Consider the following 20,198-nt stretch of genomic DNA (forward strand, 5'->3'; position numbering starts at 1 on the left):
GCGCCGGCCAGGGCTACATCTTATAGGCCAGCACAATGCCAAAGGAAAGCGACGTCAGGATGAGGCCTACCATAAAGATAGAGTAGCTCACACGCAGCAGCTTATACTTGCGGTCGAGCACTTCGCCGAGGTAGTACACGTCGGTTACCATGTTGGTATAGAGCGAGTCTTTTTGGCGCATTAGCTCGCGCATGCCTTCCTGAAAGTGCTGAAGACTGAGCTTCGTAAACTGCCCAAAAAACAAGAGGTTGACGCGCCGATTGGTGGCTATTTCGGGGTTTTTCTTGAGCCACTTAAAACTCGTGACGTCGGGCTGCGCCGAAAGAATGGCCGTGGTCACCGAGCCCAGCGCCGTCATAAGCAGCACGCCCATTGGCACGGCCAGAATAGGGTTGCGCGTGAAGCTGGCGCTGCCCGTGGGCGCCAGCACCGACGACTTGGCCCCCAGGTACGTGATGATGATGGACAAGATAACGGCGTTGAGCGAAATCATCATGCTGGCCTTTTTATCGGCCATGTCCGAGAGCTTCATGTGGTTAGAATACATGGTGCGGAACATCGTTTCGATGCCCCGCTTGGGCTCGGCGAAGGTTTCGGTAGCCTCCTTGTGCTTTTTCTTTTCCTTCTTTTCGGCTTTTTTGAGGTGGTCGCGCTGGTCTTCGATGTTGGCTTTCAGCGCTTTTTTGTAGCGCTCCTTACCCACCTCCGACTGGTACTTGTGGGCCAGCATGAAGTTGAGTTGCAGTTCGGCCCACTCCGGGTTCGAGTACGACTTGTTGAGCGCCAGCTCCCACTCGGTGCGGATGAGCTCGGCGCGCGAGCGGTAGTCGTCGGCCGCGAGGTTGCTCATATCGGCATCCGACAATATTTTTTCGAGCTCGGTATTGGCCGGTTCGTTGCGGTGCGTAGCCCTTATCAGGTTTTTGACCACTTCGATGCCGGCCGGGGGGTAGCCCTGGGCTTGCAGCCAGTCGGCGGCGCGGCTCATACTCTTATACTCGTGGCCCTCGTAGGTATCGAGGTAGCCGGTATCGTGAAACCAGGCGGCCACGAGCAGCTGCTCGGCCTCGGCGGCAGGTAGCTTGGCGGCATCGGCCAGGGCATGGGCTTGCTTCACCACGTAGGCGGTGTGGGCCAGGGTGTGGTAGGTGTAGCGCGGGTCAAGGTTTTTCTCGAGCTGGGGCTCGACGTGGGCCTGGGCCTGCCGCACCAGCGCAGACACCTCCGACTTAGGAGCCTTAGGTACGGCGGGCGCGGGCGCCTCGGGGGCAGCGGAGAGGGTAGGATTAGGCATAATTCAACGCAAGAAACAACAACCGACCCGCGTTGGGTTCGGCCCGGCGATAGGCTTTCAACGCGCGGCGCGGGGTACGGGTTAGTTCGCAACCTCAACCGTGTAGCCAGCCCTTGCGTAGCAGCCCAATTATTGCTGGCTAAATAGTGTTTTTTTGCCAGCTGCCAGCCAGCTATGGTTGGCCAGAACTGGCCAGCTCTAACCGCGAAAGTAACCGCGGCACGGCAATGGCAAGTGTCCTTTTCTCAGTTTAGAATCCCCTTTTCCGTATTTACTCATCGGCTTGGCCGGGCCAGGGCGAGCCGCTCCCTGTTACCAGCTTTTCGCCCGGTGGCCCTGCGCTAGTTTGTAATTTTGCCTCTATGACTTCACTGCTCCGCTTATTTTTCTGCCTAAGCCTGCTTGCTACCCTGCCTTTTGCTGCCCATGCCCAGCTGGAAGAGCTAGGCGAGGCCGGCGAGTCAGATTTTAACCCCATCAACCCCAAGCCCAACTACCGGGGTAAGGCCCAAGGCTGGCAGCGCAACCTGCCTCCCGATTCGAGCCGCATCCGCTACTCGGTATTTTTGATTGGCGATGTGGGTAGCCCCATCTCCAGCGACCGGGGTGGCGAGCCGTCGCTCAATTTTATGCGCCAGCAAATGCTGGCCATGGGCCGCAACAGCGCCACCGTGTTCTTGGGCGATAATATTTACAACCAGGGTATGCCGCCCGAGGGGGCCTACGACCGCAAGATTGCCGAAGGCCGCCTCAACGAGCAACTCAACATTTTGAAGGGCTACCAGGGCGAGAAATACATGACGCCCGGCAACCACGACTGGATTCAGGGCTACAAGGGCGGGCTGGCGCAGGTGAACCGCGAGCAGGCCTACGCCGAGCAGTACTTGGCCAAGGATTCGGCCGCGTTTGCTTACACTGGCGACTTCCTGGTGCCCCGCGATGGCTGCCCCGGCCCCTACGAAATTCGGCTGCGCGACGACCTGGTGATGATTGCCCTCAATTCGCAGTGGTTTATCACGGACCAGGCCAACCGGCCATTCGGCAATGCCTGCGGCGCTGATAACGAGAGCGATGTGTACGAGCAGCTCGACGACGTGCTGCGGCGCAATAAGGACAAGCACATCCTGATTGTAACGCACCACCCGCTATTTTCGGACGGTATTCACGGGGGCTACTTCACGTTTGCCGACCACGTGTTTCCGCTGAGCATTGTACAGAAATATGCTTTTTTACCCTTGCCCGTTATTGGCTCCATCTACCCGTTGGCGCGCAAATATGGCGGCATCGCGCAGGATTTGGCCTACCCTGCTTACCAAGATTATAAGAAAAACCTGCTAGCGCTTTTTGCTAAGTATCCGAACGTTGTGTACGCCAACGGGCACGAGCACAACTTGCAGTACTACGACGAGGAAACCACCAAGTCGCACTTCATTACGAGCGGCTCGGGCTGCAAAACCCAGCACGTAAAGCCCGGCAACGGCGGCGACGACTTGTTTTCGGACAAAGAGAAAGGCTTCGCCCGCCTCAATTATTACGACGACGGCCAGGTGTGGGTAGAGTACCTGGTGCCCAACGACAGCGACCAGGGCAAAACCGCCCGCCGCGTGTACCGCCAGCAGGTGTATGCCGAGTTGGGGAGGGGTAGGGCCACTGCCAGCACCAGCGGCCCCGGCGGCGCCGTGAACACCACCAAGCCCGACGCTGGCGCTGTGCAAGGCACCCGTGCCCCCACTGGCACTGCCCAAACCCGCAAGGGCAACCAAAGCCGCGACGACCTCGAAACCGCTGCCGCCAAAAACGTGGCCACTACCGGCAAGCCCGAGGGCGCGCCCGTTATTACGTCTACCGCCAAGCGCCCCAATTTCAAGGATAGCACTGTGACGGTAGCCGTGAACCCGAGCTACAACCAGCACGGCAAGTTTCATAACTGGCTGCTTGGCGACCACTACCGCCAGGAATGGGCTACCCCCGTCAAGTTTCCGGTGCTCGACATTAATACGGCGGAGGGCGGCCTTGTTCCTTACAAAACGGGCGGCGGCAAGCAAACGGCCTCGCTGAAGGTGCGCAACCAAGACGGCTACTACTTCACGGTGCGCGGCATCGACAAAGACCCCGCGGCCGTGCTGCCCGAAAACTTGCGCACCGGCCTGGCCCGGGCCGTATTGCAGGACCAGATTTCGGCCCAGCACCCATACGCCTCCTTCGTGCTACCCCCCCTGGCCGAGGCGGCGGGCATTTTGCACACCAACCCGCGCTACGTGTATATCCCCAACGACCCGGCGCTGGGCCAATACCAAGATAAATTTGCCAATACCCCTGCGGCGCTGGAGGAGGACGCCAAGGGCAGCCAGGACAATGATGCCTCGCTGGGATTTGCCAAAAAGCTGGTGAGCACCGACAAGATGCTCGAAGAGCTGCTGCAAGACAACGACAACAAGGTGGACCAGCCGGCTTTTGCCCGCTCGCGCTTGTTTGATATGTGGATTGGCGACTGGGACCGCCACGAGGACCAGTGGCGCTGGGCCCAGCGCAAAACCAAGGACGGCGACAAGATTTATACCGCTGTGCCCGAAGACCGCGACATTGCCTTCTTCAAAGGTGACGGCGTGCTACCCTCCCTTATTTCGAAGAAGTTCGCGGTGCGCAACTTCCAGAATTTTGGGTACGACTACGGCGACTATAAGGGCCTCAACCAGACGGGCCTCAGCAACGACCGGCTGTATTTGAGTGGCGTGAGCCGCGAAGAATGGGTGAAGCAGGCCGAAATCATGAAGGCCCAGCTTACGGATGCCGTGATTGAAAAAGCCTTCCGCGAGCGGTGGCCCAAAGAAATTTATGCGGCGCACGGCGCCGAAATCGTGGCCAAGCTCAAGAGCCGCCGCGACTTGCTGCCCGACGTGGCCGCCAAGTACTCCGACCTGATGGCGGACATTGTGGAGGTGCGCGGCTCGCAGAAAAGCGAGAAATTCACCGTCACGCGCCTGCCCGACCACCACACCCACGTGGTGATGCAGAAAATCAGCAAGAAGGGCGAGCTCACCAAGGTGCTCTACGACCGCACGTTTGACCGCAAAACCGACGAAATTCGCCTCTACGGCATCAGTGGCCAGGACGTGTACGACCTGACGGGCGACGAGCGGCAGGGCCACAAAATTCGCATTATCGGCGGCACCGGGCGCGACAGCATTATCGACAACTCGCGGGTGGCGGGCCTGCGCCACCGCACCCAGGTGTACGACGCCGACACTGGCAACGTGGTGATTAACAAGCTCGGCGAGTCGCGCCTGCGCCTCGAGCCGGGGGTAGACGTGAGCCGCTACGACCACCCGCACCGCTTCGACCTCAAAGACTACCGCCTTAACTACACCGGGCCGGCGCTGTTTTTTGGGTATAACATCGACGATGGCGTGCTCATTGGCGGCGGCATTACGCACCGGCGCTACGCCTTCCGGCGCGAGCCCTTTGCTTCGGAGCAGTCGCTCACGGCCAACTTTGCCCCCGCTCGCCAGGCCTATAACCTGCGCTACGCCGGGCAGTTTACGAGCGTATTCGGGGGCAAAACCGACCTGCACGTGGCTTCGCAATACTACGGCCCGCAGCTACTCTACAACTTCTTCGGCATTGGCAACAACAGCCAAAACTTCGCCGTCGAAAATGGCGACCAGGCCACCAACCGCTCGGTAAACAGCGCCTACCGCGTTCGTTTCGACCGCTTTTACGTGGCCCCGACCTTTGAGCGTAAGCTTTTTACCTTCGGTAAGTTTGGCATTGGGCCGCAGTTTGAACGCTTCCGTGTGCAGAACGACCAGATTGGCTCCGTTATTCGCGACAGCATTGGCACGGGCCTCGAAAACCAGCGCTTCGGCATCCGCAACTCTGACTTCCAGGCCAATACCTACCTCGGCGGGTTGATGTACCTCGATTTCGGCGCCCAATCGTCGCCCAAAGACCCACGCATCGGCATTCAGTGGCACAACGAGGCGCAGTACAACTTTCAGCTCGGTGGCGATAAGCTGACTTACGGCCGGTTGTCGTCCGAAATCAAGGCTTACCTCACCCCCAACTTCCCCTTCCGCCTCACCTACGCTGGCCGCATCGGCGTGCAGCACAACATCGGCGACTACCGCTTTTACCAAGCCAATACGCTGGGCGGCACCACCAACCTGCGCGGCTACCGCCGCACGCGCTTTGCGGGCCGCAGCAGCCTCTACGGCAACTTCGAGGCCCGCCTGCACCTGTTCAAATTCAACGCCTACCTCTTCCCCGGCGAGTTTGGCGTGATGGGCCTCGCCGACGCCGGCCGCGTGTACTCCGACAACGACACGCGTACCGGCATCGCCGCTTTCCACTCGGGCTTCGGCGGCGGCGTATTTGTGAGCATCATCAGCCAGGCCATCGTCAACCTCACCTACTCGGTGGGCGAGGAACGGCTGGTATTCGTAGGGTTTGATTTCTTGTTTTAGGAATTTTTCTGCTTCGTTGCGCTTTCTTCAAAAAGGCCTGGCTGCTTAGCTAGGCCTTTTTGGTTGGCTGTAATGGGCGGTAAAGTCCTACCCCTTCGCACGGGACCGGGCAGTACCCTTCTGCGGCCTGTTTGCGTAAGGAGCTCGACTTAACCTGTTCTTCATGTTGGCTAATTCTGCTTTGTTTCGCTGGCGTTTTTGGGGATGCGTAGCCGGCGCCGGCGCGCTGGGTGGCTGGCCGCTACAAAGCGCCCAGGCTCAAGAATCGCCACGCACGTACCCGGCACCCGCCCCTACCCCCCGCGACTCGGCGCAGGGCGCGGCGGAGGCGCGCGACAAGCAGCAGTTTGCCAACCCCTCGGTGCTGGGGATGGGGCCGAGCAAAGGCATTATTGTGCGCTACGAGCGCACGCCCACCTTCGGGGTCAACGCGACGGGCGAGGTGGCGGGCGTGCCCAACTACAGCACCGAGGCCACCAAAAACGCCCGCCTCACCATCAAGGGCTACATTCCGGCCTGGAACCGGCCCCACCTGAAGGTGATTATAGGGCTGAACTACGACCGCGAGGAATTTAAATTCCGCAACCCGCCGAGCAACTACGAACTGCTGGATAACCTGGAGAACAAGGGCCTAAAAAGCACCGGCGCGCAGCTGGCCATCATCCGGCCCGTCGATGCGGTGCACTGGTACCTGGCCCGCATCAAGGGTGAGCTGGCTGGCGACTACACCTCGCGCAACGATTTGCGTACTACCGACTACCTGCGCTTTTCGGCCGAGGCTTTTTATGGCTGGAAGCGCAGCCCGCGCTTTTCGTGGGGGATAGGGTTTCAGTACGGCTACACGTTTGGGCGGCTCAGCTTCTACCCCGCCGTCATCTACAACCGCACCTTCAACGACCGCTGGGGGGTAGAAGCGCTGGCGCCGGCCCGCATTACGGCGCGCTACAATGCGTCAGAAAAATCGCTGTTCTACGCCGGTTACTCGGTCGATGGGCTCAACTACCTCGTGAACCTACGCACGCCCTTGGTGCGTCAAAACCAGCCCGACAAGCTACCGCTCAACACCCTGGAACTACGCGAGATAGAGGTTAAATTTCGCCTGCGCTGGGAGCGCGAGCTGCTGCCCTTTCTGTGGTTGGGCGCCGAGGCCGGCTACCGCTACAACTACGCCTTCGATGCTTTCGACCGCACCAACGCCGACCGCGAGCGCATCATCCGCACCAAGCTGGGGGGCGCGCCCTATGCCAGCCTCGAACTGTTTGCGGTGCCGCCGCGCAAGCTGTTAGAAAAGGCGGGGGTAAGGAGGTAACGGCGACTAAAAGGCTTAAAAAGAACGTCCTGCTTCCCGGCGTTCAGCAGGACGTTCTTCATCAGGCGTTCGCCTTAGCTACCCGCTTGCGGCCCGCCAGCTTCTTCAGATACTTGTATTCGGCTTCTTGGGCGCGCACGCTGGGCTGGCCGGGCAGGGGTAGGACCAACTGGTTGTCGAAGTCGCGGGCTTTCACATTATCAGCCCGCTCGAGGTCGAGCAGGTGGCGGATTTCGGCGCGCAAGGTTTCGTCGAGCAGTGGGAAAGCGGCTTCGACGCGGCGGTCGAGGTTGCGCGTCATCCAGTCGGCCGATGAGACGTAGACTTTTTCCTCGCCGCCGTTGCCAAACACGTAGATGCGGGCGTGCTCCAGATACCGGTCAATGAGCCCGCGCTGGCTAATGGTTTCGCTCAGCCCCGGCTCGCCCGGCACCAAGCAGCCGATGCCCCGAATGAGCAGTTCGATGCGCACGCCAGCTTGGCTGGCTTCGTAGAGCGCAGCTATCATACCGCTGTCTTCCAGCGAGTTCACCTTCAAGACAATGTACGCCTCCTTGCCCTTGCGGGCGCGGGCAGCTTCGGCAGCAATGAGCTTAAGCAACTGCTTACGCAACGTGAAAGGCGCCACCAGCAGGTGCTGCAAGTCGGTAGGCTCCTCGCCCGTGATGAAGTAGCGAAACACCTGGTCAACCTCGGCCGTCAGCTCGGCATTGGCCGTGAGCAGGCCGTGGTCGGCGTAGAGGTGGCTGGTAGCCTCGTTGAAGTTGCCCGAGCTGAGGTAAGCGAAGCGCTGGGGGGTAGGGTCGTCGGCCACGGCGCGGCGCGTGATGAGCAGCAGCTTGGCGTGGCACTTAAGCTCGGGCACCGTGAAGATGACGTGCGCGCCAGCGCGCTGCAATTTCTCGGCCCAGTACATGTTGCTTTCCTCGTCGAAGCGCGCTTTCAGCTCCACCACCACGGTTACCTGCTTGCCGTTTTTCACGGCTTTGAGGAGCGCTTTGGCCACGGCGCTTTTGGGCGCCACGCGGTAGAGGGTGATGCTGATAGTGCTCACGCTGGGGTCTTGGGCAGCTTCGCGCAACAGGCGCGGCACCGCGTCGAAGCTCTGGTAGGGCGGGTGCAGCAGGTGGTCGCGCCGAGCCAGGGCGGGCAGCAGTGGGCCGGTGCGGGGCAGCGTGGGGTGCGGCAGCTCGGGCCAGGCGGGGTTGAGAAGGTCGGCGCGGCCAAAATCGGGGAAGCCGAAAAAGTCGCGGAAATTGTGGTAGCGGCTGCCTTCCACCAGTTCTTCGTCCTCAATGCCCGTCTTGGCTTTGATGGCTCGCAGCACTTCCTTCGGCGTTTCGGGGTCGTAGAGCAGGCGGGCGGGGTAGCCGGTCACGCGCTTGGCCAGGCTACTGCGAATTTTGACCAGCAGGTCGCCCGATACTTCTTCTTCAATGTCCAGCTCGGCGTCGCGGCTGAGCTTAATGGCGTGAATAACTACGCTGCCGTAGGCCGGAAACAAGCCGGCGGCCCCTACCCGCACCACATCGTCGAGGAAGAGCACGCGGTGCGGGTCGGCGGGGGTGCCCGCGCCGCCGGGCAGCGCCACGAAGCGGCCGCCGTGGCGCTTGGTGGGCAGTTCCAGCAGCACCACGCGCTCGTCTTTGGCCTTGGCTTTTTTAGCGGTGCGCAGCCCGGTCAGGTAGCAGGTGAGGTACACCGCCTGGTCTTTCAAAAACAGCTGGTGCAGGGTATCGTCCAGCACCACTGGCGAAAGCAGGTCGCGCACATTTTTTTCAAAATACTGCTGCACCCAATCGCGCTGGCTATCGGTAAGCTCCTCGCTGCTCATCAGGCAGATACCGGCTTCTTTGAGGGCGGGTAGCACCTCTTCGCGGTAGGTGCGGCCAAACTCTTCCTGCTGGCGCTGCACTTCGGTTAGCACCTCGGCCAGCAGGCGCTTGGGGCGCTCGTGCGGCAGCTGGGCGCGGGTCTTCTTCTTGAGCTTTACTAGCCGCCGCAACGTGGCCACCCGCACCTTAAAAAACTCGTCGAGGTTGGCCGAGAAGATGGCCAAAAACTTGAGGCGCTCGAGCAACGGCACGGTTGGGCACTGCGCTTCTTGCAGCACGCGGGCATTGAAGCGCAACCAACTGAGGTCGCGAGGCAGGGTCTTCATCTAAATCAGCAATCAGTTAATAGTCAGAAACAGAAACCTTTAACCCAGAACGTCATGCCGCGTGACGCGCTGCACCGCTACCGCGCCATTCAACGAGGCAGTAGGGAAGCAGCGCGTCACGCGGCATGACGTTCTGGGTTCATTCTTTTAGCGCGCTTACTCACCGGCATGGGCTGCCTTATACGCAAGAGCCGGGCCAAGCTGTTTATTTCTGCTAAAGCTTAACCCTCAGCTAACATTGCGGGGGTAGTCGTAGAAGTAAAACTCGGCGTTGGCTTGCTTTACCTCGGCCCAGTGGTCGGTGTCGAAACGCAGACACATGACGGCCGCCGTGGGCATTTCGCTGCTCAAAGGCGAGGGCGAGAGGTAGTTGGCCACGTCGGTCATGGTGGGGTTGTGGCCCGTTAGCAGCACCGAGCCGGCACCATCGGGCAGGTCGCGGATAATGGCCAGCAGCGTGTCCAAATCGGCTTGGTAAATGCCGGGCTCCACCACTATTTTATCGTGCGGATACTTCAGTTCGCGGGCCACGAGCACGGCGGTACTCAGGGCACGCACGGCGGGCGAGCTCACGAGCAAGTCGGGCACAATGTGGCGCTTAGCCAGGGCCTGGCCCATGCGCGGGGCATCGTCGCGGCCCCGGTCGTTGAGCGGGCGCTCCTGGTCGCGCAGTTCGTCGAAGCTCCAGCTCGACTTGGCATGGCGCATTAAATACAGCGTTTTCATGGCACTAAGCTAGGGGATAGACCAGAACTAGCCGGCTACAAGCGGCCCGCTTCTTTTTCATAACTACCTATTTTACTCTTATTAGCACTAGTTAATCGAGTGTGCCACGCTATATTTCGCAGCAACTAGTCAAATCCTTCTTCATCAATTGCTTACCTAAGCACTTATGCCAGCTCTTTTCCGTACGCTCGTACCAGCATTTGTGCTGCTGATTAGCTCGGCCTTGGTGCGAGCGCAAAGCGGCAGCTATACCCTCGAAGGGCAGCTGGGCACTAACCAGCGGCCCACCAAGGCGTACCTGCGCTACCCAACCGACAAGGGCACGCAGCTGGATTCGACGGGGGTAGTGGCCGGAAACTTCACTTTTAAGGGCAGTGTAGCGGCACCCAAGCAGGCAACGCTGTTTGTGGTGCGGCCTGGCACGCACCTTAGCCTTCGACAGTACAGCCATAATGTGCCGCTCTACCTCGAGCCCGGCACCATCCGGGTTGTGAGCCCCGACTCCATCGCGCACGCTACGGTAGCAGGCACGCCCCTCAACGTTGACAATGCTAAACTCACCGCCGCGCTGCGCGTGTTCAACGCCCGTCAGGAGCAAGAAATGCGCGAATACTTCAAACAGTATTACAAAACGCTAGCTGAGGAGCGCAAAAAAGTACTGCGCGCCTTCATCGAAAGTATGCCCCAGAGCCCCGTTAGCCTTGATGCGCTTACCACCTACAGCGGCTACGTTATCGACCCCGCCGAGGCCGAGCCCCTCTACAATGGCCTGGCTACCAGCGTGCGCAATAGCCCAGCCGGCCAGGCCTACGCTGCTCGCTTAGCCAAAGCCAAGCAAACAGCCATCGGCGCCCCGGCTCCCGACTTTTCGCAGTTCGACCCCACGGGCAAAACGGTTTCGCTGCACGATTTTCGGGGCAAGTATGTGCTGATTGATTTTTGGGCTAGTTGGTGCGGGCCTTGTCGCCAGGAAAACCCGAACGTTGTGGCCAACTACAACCACTATAAGAACCGCAACTTCACGGTGCTGGGCGTGTCGCTCGACCGGGTTACCGGCCGCACCGCGTGGCTCAAAGCCATTGCCGCCGATGGCTTGGTTTGGCCGCAGGTATCCGACCTTAAGTACTGGCAAAACGAAGCCGCCAAGCTATACGGGGTGCAGTCCATCCCCCAAAATTTCTTAGTTGGTCCCGATGGCCGGATTGTCGCCAGAAATATCAGAGGCGAAGAACTCGGCCAAAAATTAGCCGCTTTACTTCCGCAATAAATCAGGCTTCAGCCAAAATCATACGCTCGATAACTGTTTGTATTTCAAAGAACGACGGCCGAGCACCTACCTCGGACTGGGCGCAGCGGTGCTGCAAGTTGAGCCAGGCTTGCTGCACGGCTGGCACCGCCGCAGCCGCCGGGCAGTGAGCCAACAGCTCTTCGAGCAGGCAGGCAAAGGCACGTACTTCGAGCCGCTGCAAAGCAGGTGCGGCTGGGCTGGCGGGGTCAAAAAAACAGGCCGCGCCAAAGTCGCCCAGTAGGCCATCGCCGGCCGTGGTATTGAGAATGTTGTGGGCGTATAAATCGCCGTGCATAATGCCTTGCGCGTGCAAATGCGCCGCCGCCGCCGCCATGCCTTGCGCCAGGCGCAAGGCCGCGCGCAGGCTAAATACGGTGCCGGGCGCGTACACGTCGCGCGTGCAGGAAGCCAAGCTGGGTGGCCCCGCCAAGTTGCCAAACGCGGGGTCAATTAGCTCCAGCACCAGGCCCTCGGCCGCCGCGGGGTGGCCGCTGATTTTACCTTTTACGGCAATCAGGTTGGGGTGCGCGCCGGCGCTAATGCAAGCCGCCATCTCGCTGTGCGGCAGGCCATCGCTAGTTACGGCACCTTTAAAAATCTTCACGGCTACCTCCGTGGGCACGGCCGCCCCACGCTGCCAGGCCGCCCGGTAGATAACGCCCGAGGCACCCTCGCCCAACTGCTGCTCAAGGCGCAAAGCCGGCCACGGAATGGCGGCAATGGGGTGCTGCGCCACCGCCGCTGCCTCGGCTGCCGCACTAAAGGGGTTGCCGGCGTAGGCCAGCCAGCTGAGGCGGGGTAGAGCCAGCAGCCAGGCGGGCAGCTCGGCTAACTGGTTGGCGGCAATGCGCAACAACTCCAGGCGCTGGCAGTTGGCTAGGGTTTCGGGCAGGGTTTGGAGCTGGTTGCCGGCCAGCATCAGCTTTTGCAAATAATGGCAACGGCCAATTTCGGGGGGTAGGCTCTCGAGCTGATTGTCGGTGAGAATCAGCCAGCGCAAAGCCGGGGGCAGCGCCGCGGGGGGCAGCGTCCGAATCTGGTTGGCCTTGAAGCCCACCATGCTTAGCTGCGGGCACTGGCCCAGCACGGCGGGCAGCTCGGTAAAGCGATTGTCGGAGCAGAATAAAATGCGCAGCTTATGCAAGCGGGGCAAATCGGGGGGTAGGGCCGCCAGCTGATTGCCCGACAAGTTGAGGATTTCCAGCGAGTCGGCCAGGTCAAATATTTCAGGTGGAAACTCGGTGAGGCCGGCCGACAGGTCGAGGCGGGTAGTGCCGGTGAGCTGCCCGGCGCGCAGTTGGTCGAGGGTGTGCATGGTACGGCAAAGGTCGGGCGCTGCGCCGCCGCGGCCTTCTTAAAAAAAGGCCAGCCCGAGCGGACTGACCTTTTCTACTAAACAAGCCTCTAATTTTTACCCCACTTAAAGGGGGCAGGGCGCTACTCGGCTACCGTGCCGTAAGGCTGGCTATACGGGTAGCGTACCTGAAAAAGCTCGGCCACGCGGCGGGCCAGCAGCTCGCGCAGGGCTTCGATATTTTCCTTGTTTTGGGCCGAAATAAACACGACCGGGTCGTGCATCCGGGCCATGTACGACTCTTGCAGCTGCTCGAGCGGCGGGCGGGGGGTAGGCGCGCTGAAGTCGGTCGGGAACTCCTGGTCGGGGTCATCATCGGCGAAGTTCGGGGCCGGGTCTACTTCGGACTTGTACTGGTCTATTTTGTTAAACACCAACAAAGTAGGCTTATCCGAAGCTTCGATTTCGCGCAGCGTTTCATTCACTACCTCAATCTGCTCCTCGAAATTGGGGTGTGAAATATCCACCACGTGAATTAGCAAATCGGCCTCCCGAATCTCATCGAGCGTGCTCTTGAAGCTCTCGATAAGTTTGGTAGGCAGCTTGCGAATAAACCCAACCGTGTCGGAGAGCAAGAAGGGCACGTGGTTGTCGAGCACCACCTTGCGCGTGGTGGCATCGACGGTGGCAAACAGCTTGTTTTCGGCAAATACTTCGGCCTTGCCCAGCAGGTTCATAATTGTGCTCTTGCCTACGTTGGTATAGCCCACCAGCGCCACCCGAATGCTGTTGGTGCGCGTCTTGCGCTGGGTGTGCGCTTGCTTGTCCAGGTCCTCGAGCTTCTCCTTGAGGAAGGCAATGCGGTCGCGCACGACGCGCCGGTCGGTCTCGATTTCGGTTTCACCAGGGCCCTTCATGCCCACACCGCCGCGCTGCTTGTCCAAGTGGGTCCAGAGGCCGGTGAGGCGGGGCAGTAAATATTGGTACTGAGCGAGTTCGACCTGCGTGCGGGCAGTGGCCGACTTGGCACGCAGGGCAAAAATATCGAGAATGAGCAGCGACCTATCCACGATTTTTACCTTCAGCTCGGCCTCCAGGTTGCGGAGCTGCGAAGGCGACAGGTCATCGTCGAACACGACCATGCTGGTTTTTTCGTGCGTTACCCAAGCTTTGATTTCGGCCAGTTTGCCCTCGCCCACATAGCTGCGGATGTCAGGCTTTTCGAGTTTTTGCACGAAGCGCTTGGTGGCTTCGGCGCCGGCTGTTTCAATCAAGAACGCCAGTTCGTCCAGGTATTCCGTGGTTTGGGCTTCGGTTTGGCGGCGCGGGGGCACGCTCACGAGCACAGCTGTTTCGCGCTCCTTGGCCGTTTCGTACGTCTTGTTTTTCAACAGCCGGTCGAGCTTGGTATCGCGCCGGGCGGGCGTGTTATCGGTAGCACCGTGGTGGCGGGTGCTGCTATGCGAATTTTCAGATTGTTTGGCCATGTGGCTAGCGTTTCAAAGTGAGCGAATACGCCACCACTTGCTCGATTTGAGCGGGGGTAAGCGTTTTGGAAAAGGCCGGCATTTTGCCCATGCCATTGGTAATTAAGTAGGTGCGCCCAAAAGCATTGAGGTTGCTCTTGGTTAGGTCGTGGGCACCGTTGAGGCCCAGGCGGCCGTTGGTGCCGTGGCAGCGCACGCAGTTTTTTTGAAAAAGAATTTGGCCGGGCGCGGGCGGCGCAGCCTGCACCAAACCGGCCCAGCCCAGCAGAGCCAGCAGGCTAGCGGGTCGAATAAACTTCATTATACGGGTACAACGCGAAAACTGCGCCGAAAGTAACCGTTGCCGCCCGGCAAATAGCGCCCGCGCCGCTTTCGGGCCCGACCTTTGCAGCCAGGCAATCCGTGAATGGCCGAAAGAATAGCCAAGCGACGGTTATTTTTTACTTCTTTCCCGCATTTGCTCAGCTACTTATTCACCCATTCCATTATCGTCAAGTGCGCGTTGCTATCGTTATAAATACTTCCTGGAATATTTGGAATTTTCGGCGCGGGCTGGTGCTCGCCCTCCGGGCTGCGGGCCACGAAGTATTGGCCATTGCGCCGCCCGACGAGTATTCGAGCCGGCTGGAGAGCGAATTGGGCTGCCGCTACGTGCCCATTGTGATGGAAAACAAGGGCACCAACCCCCTCAAAGATGCCCAGCTAACGCGCCGTTTCTTAGCCGTTTATAAGCGCGAGCGGCCCGATGTGGTGCTGCACTTCACCATCAAGCCCAACATCTACGGCACGCTGGCGGCGCGGCTGGCGGGCGTGCCCAGCATCAATAATGTGAGCGGCCTGGGCACGGTTTTTCTCATCGAAAACTTGGTGAGCAAGGTGGCGCGGGGCCTGTATCGGCTGGCTTTTCGGTTTCCTAAAAAGGTGTTTTTTCAGAATAACGACGACCGCGAGCTGTTCATTCGCTACGGCCTGATTCGGCCGGCGCTCACGGGCCTGGTGCCCGGCTCGGGCGTCGATTTGGCGCGCTTCCGGCCGCAAGAGGGGGTAGCAAAAGCGCCGGGCGCGCCCTTCAAATTTCTGATGGTGGCGCGTGTGCTGTACGAAAAAGGCATTGTCGAGTACTTCGAAGCCGCTAAGCAGGTGCGGGCGGCCCTGCCGGCCGGTGCAGTACAGTTTCAGCTGCTGGGCGCCCTCGACGAAGCCGGGGGGGTAGGCGTGGCCCGCGCCACCTTCGAGCAGTGGCTGGCGGCCGGCAACATCGAGTACCTCGGCACATCTGACAACGTGGCGGCCCACATTCACGCGGCCGATTGCGTGGTGCTGCCCTCTTACCGCGAAGGCACGCCCAAAACGCTGCTCGAAGCTGCTGCCTGCGGCAAGCCACTGGTCACGACCGACGTGCCCGGCTGCCGCGAAACCGTGCAAAACGGCCGCAACGGCTACCTCTGCCAAGTGCGCAACGCCGCCGACTTAGCCGATAAACTCTTGGCCGTGGCGCAGCTGCCGCCCGCTCGCCTCGCCGCCCTGGGCGCCGCTAGCCGCCAGCTAGCGGAAGAAAAATTTGATGAAAAGTTGGTACTCAGCCAATATCTTGCGGCGGTGGTGGAAGCTGGCCGCCCCATCGCGCAGGCCATTTAACCTCCCTCAACACCTATTCTTTCTGCTCAGGCTTCTTCCCGCGGGGCCGCTTTTATTTTTTATGGAAGTTATTACCCACACGCTACCTGGCCTGCTCGAATTTCGGCCGCGCATTTTTGGCGACCCCCGCGGTGCCTTCTACGAAACGTTTAGCGCCCGCACCATGGAGGGCCTGGGCCTACCCCGCCACCACTGGGTGCAGGACAACCAAAGCATTTCGAAGGCCGGCACGCTGCGTGGCTTGCACTTTCAGCGCCCGCCCCACTCCCAAGCCAAGTTGGTGCGCGTGGCCCAGGGCCGCGCCCTCGACGTGGTGGTGGACCTGCGCCACCGCTCGCCCACCTTCGGCCAGCACGCCAAAATAGAGCTGACTGCCGCCCTGGGTAACGTCTTTTATGTGCCTGAGGGTTTTGCCCACGGCTTTGTGGCGCTCGAAGACGACACCCTTTTCCTCTACAAATGCTCGGACTACTACGCGCCCACCGCCGAAGGTGGCTTGCGCTGGAATGACCCGGCCTTGGGCATTGAGTGGGGAGTAGCCGAGGCGCTGATATCGCCCAAAGATGCAATTCTACCCACGCTGGCGGAACTAGAGAATCCGTTTTAGCGCAGCTAAGAATTCAGGAACTCCCCGGCTAAAGAACGTCCTGCTTCGACCAGCGTAGCAGGACGTTCTTTTTTACTTAGTAGAGGTAGCCTTACAGCAACGGCAAAAGCGTTTCTAGCCCCATGCCGCGCGAGCCTTTCAGCAGCATTAGCTGCCCGGCCAGGGGGTGCTGCGCCAGCCACTCGGCAGCCTCGGCTTTACTGGCAAAGTGCTGGGCGGCGGGGTAGGCCGTGGCGGCGGCCTGTAGCAGCGGGCCGATGAACACGACCTTATCCAACGCCAATTCGGCCGCTAGCTCGCCCAAGGCGTGGTGCTCGGCGGCGCTGGTTTCGCCTAGCTCAAACATGTCGCCCAAGATGGCTACCCTACCCTGCCCAGCTGCCACGGGCCGCTGCGCAAAGCTGCGTAGCGCGGCGGCCATGCTGCTGGGGTTAGCGTTGTAGGCATCCAGAATCAGGTCGTTGCTGTGGGCGGTGCGCACGAGCTGCGAGCGGTTATTCTGGGGGTTGTACCCGGCCAGGGCAGCAGCCACCTGGGCGGCGGGCACCTCAAAAAATGCGCCCACGGCAGCGGCAGCGGCCAGGTTCGGAAAATTGTAGTCGCCCGTGAGTTGGGCCGCCACCTCCGAACCGTCCCATAGGCGCAGGTGCAGCTCGGGGTCGGCGCGTAGTAGGGTGGCGGGGTAGGCATCGGGGGGCTGGGGGTAGGTGACGCGCTGCGGCACGGCGGCAGCCAGCGCGGGCAGCTTGGCATCGAGCGTGTTCACGAAGGCTACCCCTTCGTTTTCAGCCAGGTAGTCAAACAGTTCGCCCTTGCCCAACGCAATGCCTGCTTCGCCGCCAAAGCCTTCGAGGTGGGCCTTGCCGATGTTGGTGATGAGGCCATGCGTAGGCGCGGCCCAGTCGCAATAATCCGCGATTTCGCCGCGGTGGTTGGCGCCCATTTCTATCACCGCAAAGTCGTGCTCCTCAAGCTTTAAGCGCAGCAAGGTCAGCGGCACACCAATGTGGTTGTTGAGGTTGCCGATGGTGGCCAGCACGTTATACTTCTGGCTTAAAACTACGGTCAGCAGCTCCTTCGTAGTGGTTTTGCCGTTGGAGCCCGTCACGGCCAGTACGGGGCCAGCAAAGTGCTGGCGGTGTTCGCGGGCCAGGCTTTGCAGGGCAGCCAGTGGGTCGGGGGCGTAAGTGTAGCGCGTGGGGTAGCGGGCGGCCAGCGCGGCATCGTCTACCACGGCGTGGCTGGCGCCTTTTTCGAGGGCGCCGGCGGCAAAGTCGGCGCCGCGAAAGCTAGGGCCATTGAGGGCAAAAAATAGCGTGCCGGGCTGGGGCTGGCGCGAGTCGGTGCTGACGCGGCCCTGGGCGGCAAGGTAGTGGTTGTAAAGGGTCATGCAGGGGGGTAGGCCGGCGATGGCGGTAGGCTAGCCGCCGAGTAAGATGCGGACTATTGCAAAGTAACGTGCAATTTTTGCGCTGCGCCGCAACTAGGAATGTGTATTGCGCTGTTCACTGGCCCACAAGCTGTTTGTCTTATGCTGAGTTTTTTATCGCGCTGCGGGCTAGTTTTACTTTTGGTAGGCGCTTTGCTGCCCCGCCCTACCCTAGCCCAGACGCCGGGCACGCAGTTTGGCTTTGCCTTCGGGAGCGTGGCCAAAATCGTGCAGGGCACCGACACGCTAGCCCAGGCTTGGGCGGGCGGCCTCAACACGCCGCAGTTTAGCAGCATCGACCTCAACGCCGATGGCCAGCCCGACCTCTACGCCTTCGACCGCGAAACTACCCGCAGCTACACCTTTCTCAATGTGGCGGGGGTAGGCGGGGTGGGCCGGCGCTGGCAGTACGCACCCGACTACGAGCGGATTTTTCCCAGCGACTTGTCGAGCTGGGCGCTGCTGCGCGACTACGACTGCGACGGCCGACCCGACTTGTTCACGTACGCGCCGGGCGGCGACATTCGAGTGTTTCACAACGTGGCGGGTGCTAATGGCCTACCCACCTTTGTATTGGCTAACAACCAGTTATCTTACCCTATCAACAACGGCTTTGTCAGCAACCTCAACATTGGCTCATATAACCTGCCCGCCATACAGGACGTGAACGGCGATGGCCGGCTCGATATTCTGACCTACGACTTCGTGGGCTCGACGGTGCTGGAGCTGTATTTGAACGCCAGCACCGGTAGCTGCGGCGGCATTTCGTCGTTTACGCAGAGCAGCAACTACTGGGGGCAAGTGTCGCCGTGCGTCGATTGCACCACGTTTCAGTTTGGGGCGGGCGCCACGGCGTGCCAAGCGTTTCGGCCGCTGCACAGCACTGGCCACAGCGTGCTGCTGCTCGACCTGAACGGCGACGGCAAGCTCGACCTGCTTGATGGCCGCGACAACTGCCCGCAGCTGACGCGCCTGCTCAACTCGGGCACCTCGACGGTGGAGGCCAGCTTTGCGGCGGCCGGGGCCAGTAGCGGGTTTCCGTCGGCGGCCGCGCCGGTAAGCTTGCCGGTTTTCCCCTCGGCATATTTCGTCGATGCCAACTTCGATGGTGTGCCCGACCTGCTGGTGGCGCCCACCATGACCGATAACTCGCTCGACCGCGTGAGCATGCGCCACTCCGTGCGCCTCTACCAAAACGCAGCTGCCAACGCCACGGCCACACCCAACCTCAGCCTGACCACCGACGGCTTTTTGCAAAACGACATGCTCGACGTGAGCGAAGGGGCTATGCCGGCCTTTGGCGATATCGACGGCGATGGGTTGACCGATATGTTGGTAGGCAACCAGGGCGACCTCGTGAATGGTTACTACCGCGCCAGTATTTACTACTACCGCAACGTGGGCACGGCCAAAAAACCGGTATTTCGGCTCGTAACCGACGACTACCTGGGCCTGGCTGCGGCGGCAGCCCTTACCCCCACCGTCAAGTTTGAGACGCTGCGCCCAGCCTTGGTCGACCTCAACCGCGACGGCGCCCTCGACCTGGTGTACTCGGTGTATAATGGCACTACTAACCGCCTTAACTATATTTTGAATACGTCTGGCGCCGGCCAAGCAGTGGCGCTGAGCCCCGCCCGCGCCAGCTACTTCCGGCCGCAGGGCGCCGCGGGCACGGGCGTGCTACCCGCCCGCCAAGGCGATACCCCAGCCTTTTTTGACGTGGATGGCGATGGCTACGTGGATTTGTTGCTCGGCACCAACGACGTGGCCGAAGCCGGCGGCACGCTCCGCTATTTCCGTAACCAGGGCGCCGCGGCCCAGGGCAATATTGACAACCTGTTTGTGCTGGCTAACAACGACTTTGGCACGCTGCGCGCGGCTGGTGCGCGGCCCTCGGGCCTAGCACCTACGGTAGCCGATTTCGATGGCGATGGCCGCCCCGACCTGCTGACCGTGGATGGCGCGGGCACGGTGCGCTACTACAGCGATTTCCGCAGCCAAGGCTCCAGCTTTCTGGAACGCACTGAGCTGGTTTATAACACTCTCAGCAACCAGTACGAGCCTAGCCGGTTGGGCCAGGGCTACGTGCTGCGCTTTGCGGCCGCCGCCGCCGACCTCAACCACGACGGCAGCCCCGAGCTATATGTAGGCACCGAAACGGGCGGCGTCATCAGCTACCTGGCGCGCCGGGGCACCGTGCTGGCAGCCCGGCCCGCCGCCGAGCAGGCCCTAGCCTTGAGCGTGTATCCCAACCCTACTACGCCCGCTACCCCCACCGCCACCGTTGAGACGGCCCAAGCCACCGCGGTGCGCCTGTTCGACCTTACTGGCCGCTTGGTGCAGCAGGATGCCGCCTTGCTACGCAGCCACAGCCTGAGCTTGCGTGGCTTACCCCCCGGCGTGTACGTGGTGCAGGCCACCGCTGCCGATGGCACCCGCGCCACCCAGCGCTTGGCCGTAGAATAAGCCACCGTGCAATAGGCCACGAGCTAAGCTAAGTGC

At 60.9% G+C, this 20,198-nt stretch carries 13 protein-coding genes; 6 read left to right on the top strand and 7 right to left on the bottom strand.

The features are described from left to right. Nucleotides 1-13: 13 nt before the first annotated feature. Nucleotides 14-1,294: a Pycsar system effector family protein gene (locus GO988_RS06395; protein ID WP_157563206.1), complete on the bottom strand. Its 1,281-nt coding sequence runs from the start codon at nucleotides 1,292-1,294 to the stop codon at nucleotides 14-16. 362 nt (nucleotides 1,295-1,656) lie between these two features. Here GO988_RS06395 and GO988_RS24080 point away from each other — a divergent pair, with 362 nt between their 5' ends. Beyond that, a complete protein-coding gene (locus tag GO988_RS24080) occupies nucleotides 1,657-5,757 on the top strand; it encodes a metallophosphoesterase (protein WP_232341431.1) in 4,101 nt (1,366 codons plus the stop codon). Nucleotides 5,758-5,920: 163 nt separating this feature from the next. Then, the gene (locus GO988_RS06405; protein ID WP_157563208.1) at nucleotides 5,921-7,066 is read left to right on the top strand and encodes a DUF6268 family outer membrane beta-barrel protein; all 1,146 of its coding nucleotides are present in this window, start codon (nucleotides 5,921-5,923) and stop codon (nucleotides 7,064-7,066) included. 61 nt (nucleotides 7,067-7,127) lie between these two features. On the opposite strand, the gene ppk1 is transcribed toward GO988_RS06405, so the two are convergent. Continuing rightward, nucleotides 7,128-9,227 (bottom strand): polyphosphate kinase 1, encoded by a 2,100-nt coding sequence (gene ppk1 / locus GO988_RS06410; RefSeq protein WP_157563211.1) that lies wholly within the window; start codon nucleotides 9,225-9,227, stop codon nucleotides 7,128-7,130. Nucleotides 9,228-9,455: 228 nt separating this feature from the next. Then, nucleotides 9,456-9,953 (bottom strand): SixA phosphatase family protein, encoded by a 498-nt coding sequence (locus GO988_RS06415; RefSeq protein ID WP_157563214.1) that lies wholly within the window; start codon nucleotides 9,951-9,953, stop codon nucleotides 9,456-9,458. 166 nt (nucleotides 9,954-10,119) lie between these two features. Here GO988_RS06415 and GO988_RS06420 point away from each other — a divergent pair, with 166 nt between their 5' ends. Further along, on the top strand, nucleotides 10,120-11,220 hold the full coding sequence (locus GO988_RS06420) for an AhpC/TSA family protein (RefSeq protein WP_157563219.1): 1,101 nt from the start codon (nucleotides 10,120-10,122) through the stop codon (nucleotides 11,218-11,220). Nucleotide 11,221: 1 nt separating this feature from the next. Here GO988_RS06420 and GO988_RS06425 read toward each other — a convergent pair whose 3' ends face one another. The 3 genes from GO988_RS06425 to GO988_RS06435 all read right to left on the bottom strand — a co-directional run bounded on the left by GO988_RS06425 (nucleotide 11,222) and on the right by GO988_RS06435 (nucleotide 14,323). Then, complete coding sequence (locus GO988_RS06425) at nucleotides 11,222-12,556, bottom strand: leucine-rich repeat-containing protein kinase family protein (RefSeq protein WP_157563222.1); 1,335 nt, start codon at nucleotides 12,554-12,556, stop codon at nucleotides 11,222-11,224. A 122-nt stretch (nucleotides 12,557-12,678) separates the two neighbouring features. Beyond that, entirely contained in the window at nucleotides 12,679-14,022 is a 1,344-nt protein-coding gene (gene hflX / locus GO988_RS06430; protein ID WP_157563225.1) for a GTPase HflX, read from the bottom strand. Between the two features lie 4 nt (nucleotides 14,023-14,026). Continuing rightward, nucleotides 14,027-14,323, bottom strand: a complete 297-nt coding sequence (locus GO988_RS06435; protein WP_157563229.1) for a c-type cytochrome — start codon at nucleotides 14,321-14,323, stop codon at nucleotides 14,027-14,029. 194 nt (nucleotides 14,324-14,517) lie between these two features. On the opposite strand from GO988_RS06435, the gene GO988_RS24565 reads away from it, so the two are divergent. Continuing rightward, nucleotides 14,518-15,660 carry a glycosyltransferase family 4 protein gene (locus GO988_RS24565; protein WP_317164807.1) on the top strand — a complete coding sequence of 381 codons (1,143 nt, stop codon included), beginning with the start codon at nucleotides 14,518-14,520 and terminating at the stop codon, nucleotides 15,658-15,660. Nucleotides 15,661-15,721: 61 nt separating this feature from the next. Then, on the top strand, nucleotides 15,722-16,267 hold the full coding sequence (gene rfbC, locus GO988_RS06445; RefSeq protein ID WP_157563232.1) for a dTDP-4-dehydrorhamnose 3,5-epimerase: 546 nt from the start codon (nucleotides 15,722-15,724) through the stop codon (nucleotides 16,265-16,267). Nucleotides 16,268-16,358: 91 nt separating this feature from the next. On the opposite strand, the gene GO988_RS06450 is transcribed toward rfbC, so the two are convergent. After that, a complete protein-coding gene (locus GO988_RS06450; protein ID WP_157563235.1) occupies nucleotides 16,359-17,657 on the bottom strand; it encodes a UDP-N-acetylmuramoyl-tripeptide--D-alanyl-D-alanine ligase in 1,299 nt (432 codons plus the stop codon). 141 nt (nucleotides 17,658-17,798) lie between these two features. Here GO988_RS06450 and GO988_RS06455 point away from each other — a divergent pair, with 141 nt between their 5' ends. Further along, nucleotides 17,799-20,162: a T9SS type A sorting domain-containing protein gene (locus GO988_RS06455; RefSeq protein WP_198172548.1), complete on the top strand. Its 2,364-nt coding sequence runs from the start codon at nucleotides 17,799-17,801 to the stop codon at nucleotides 20,160-20,162. The last annotated feature ends 36 nt before the right edge of the window (nucleotides 20,163-20,198 follow it).

This window comes from Hymenobacter ginkgonis (assembly GCF_009755225.1).
GTDB classification, from domain to species: Bacteria; Bacteroidota; Bacteroidia; order Cytophagales; family Hymenobacteraceae; genus Hymenobacter; species Hymenobacter ginkgonis.

Coding starts and splice junctions, on each gene's coding strand:
- rfbC (WP_157563232.1), top strand. CDS start 15,722: ATGGAAGTTATTACCCACACGCTACCTGGCCTGCTCGAATTTCGGCCG.
- GO988_RS06425 (WP_157563222.1), bottom strand. CDS start 12,556: ATGCACACCCTCGACCAACTGCGCGCCGGGCAGCTCACCGGCACTACC.
- GO988_RS06435 (WP_157563229.1), bottom strand. CDS start 14,323: ATGAAGTTTATTCGACCCGCTAGCCTGCTGGCTCTGCTGGGCTGGGCC.
- GO988_RS06455 (WP_198172548.1), top strand. CDS start 17,799: ATGCTGAGTTTTTTATCGCGCTGCGGGCTAGTTTTACTTTTGGTAGGC.
- GO988_RS06395 (WP_157563206.1), bottom strand. CDS start 1,294: ATGCCTAATCCTACCCTCTCCGCTGCCCCCGAGGCGCCCGCGCCCGCC.
- hflX (WP_157563225.1), bottom strand. CDS start 14,022: ATGGCCAAACAATCTGAAAATTCGCATAGCAGCACCCGCCACCACGGT.
- ppk1 (WP_157563211.1), bottom strand. CDS start 9,227: ATGAAGACCCTGCCTCGCGACCTCAGTTGGTTGCGCTTCAATGCCCGC.
- GO988_RS06415 (WP_157563214.1), bottom strand. CDS start 9,953: ATGAAAACGCTGTATTTAATGCGCCATGCCAAGTCGAGCTGGAGCTTC.
- GO988_RS24080 (WP_232341431.1), top strand. CDS start 1,657: ATGACTTCACTGCTCCGCTTATTTTTCTGCCTAAGCCTGCTTGCTACC.
- GO988_RS06450 (WP_157563235.1), bottom strand. CDS start 17,657: ATGACCCTTTACAACCACTACCTTGCCGCCCAGGGCCGCGTCAGCACC.
- GO988_RS06405 (WP_157563208.1), top strand. CDS start 5,921: ATGTTGGCTAATTCTGCTTTGTTTCGCTGGCGTTTTTGGGGATGCGTA.
- GO988_RS06420 (WP_157563219.1), top strand. CDS start 10,120: ATGCCAGCTCTTTTCCGTACGCTCGTACCAGCATTTGTGCTGCTGATT.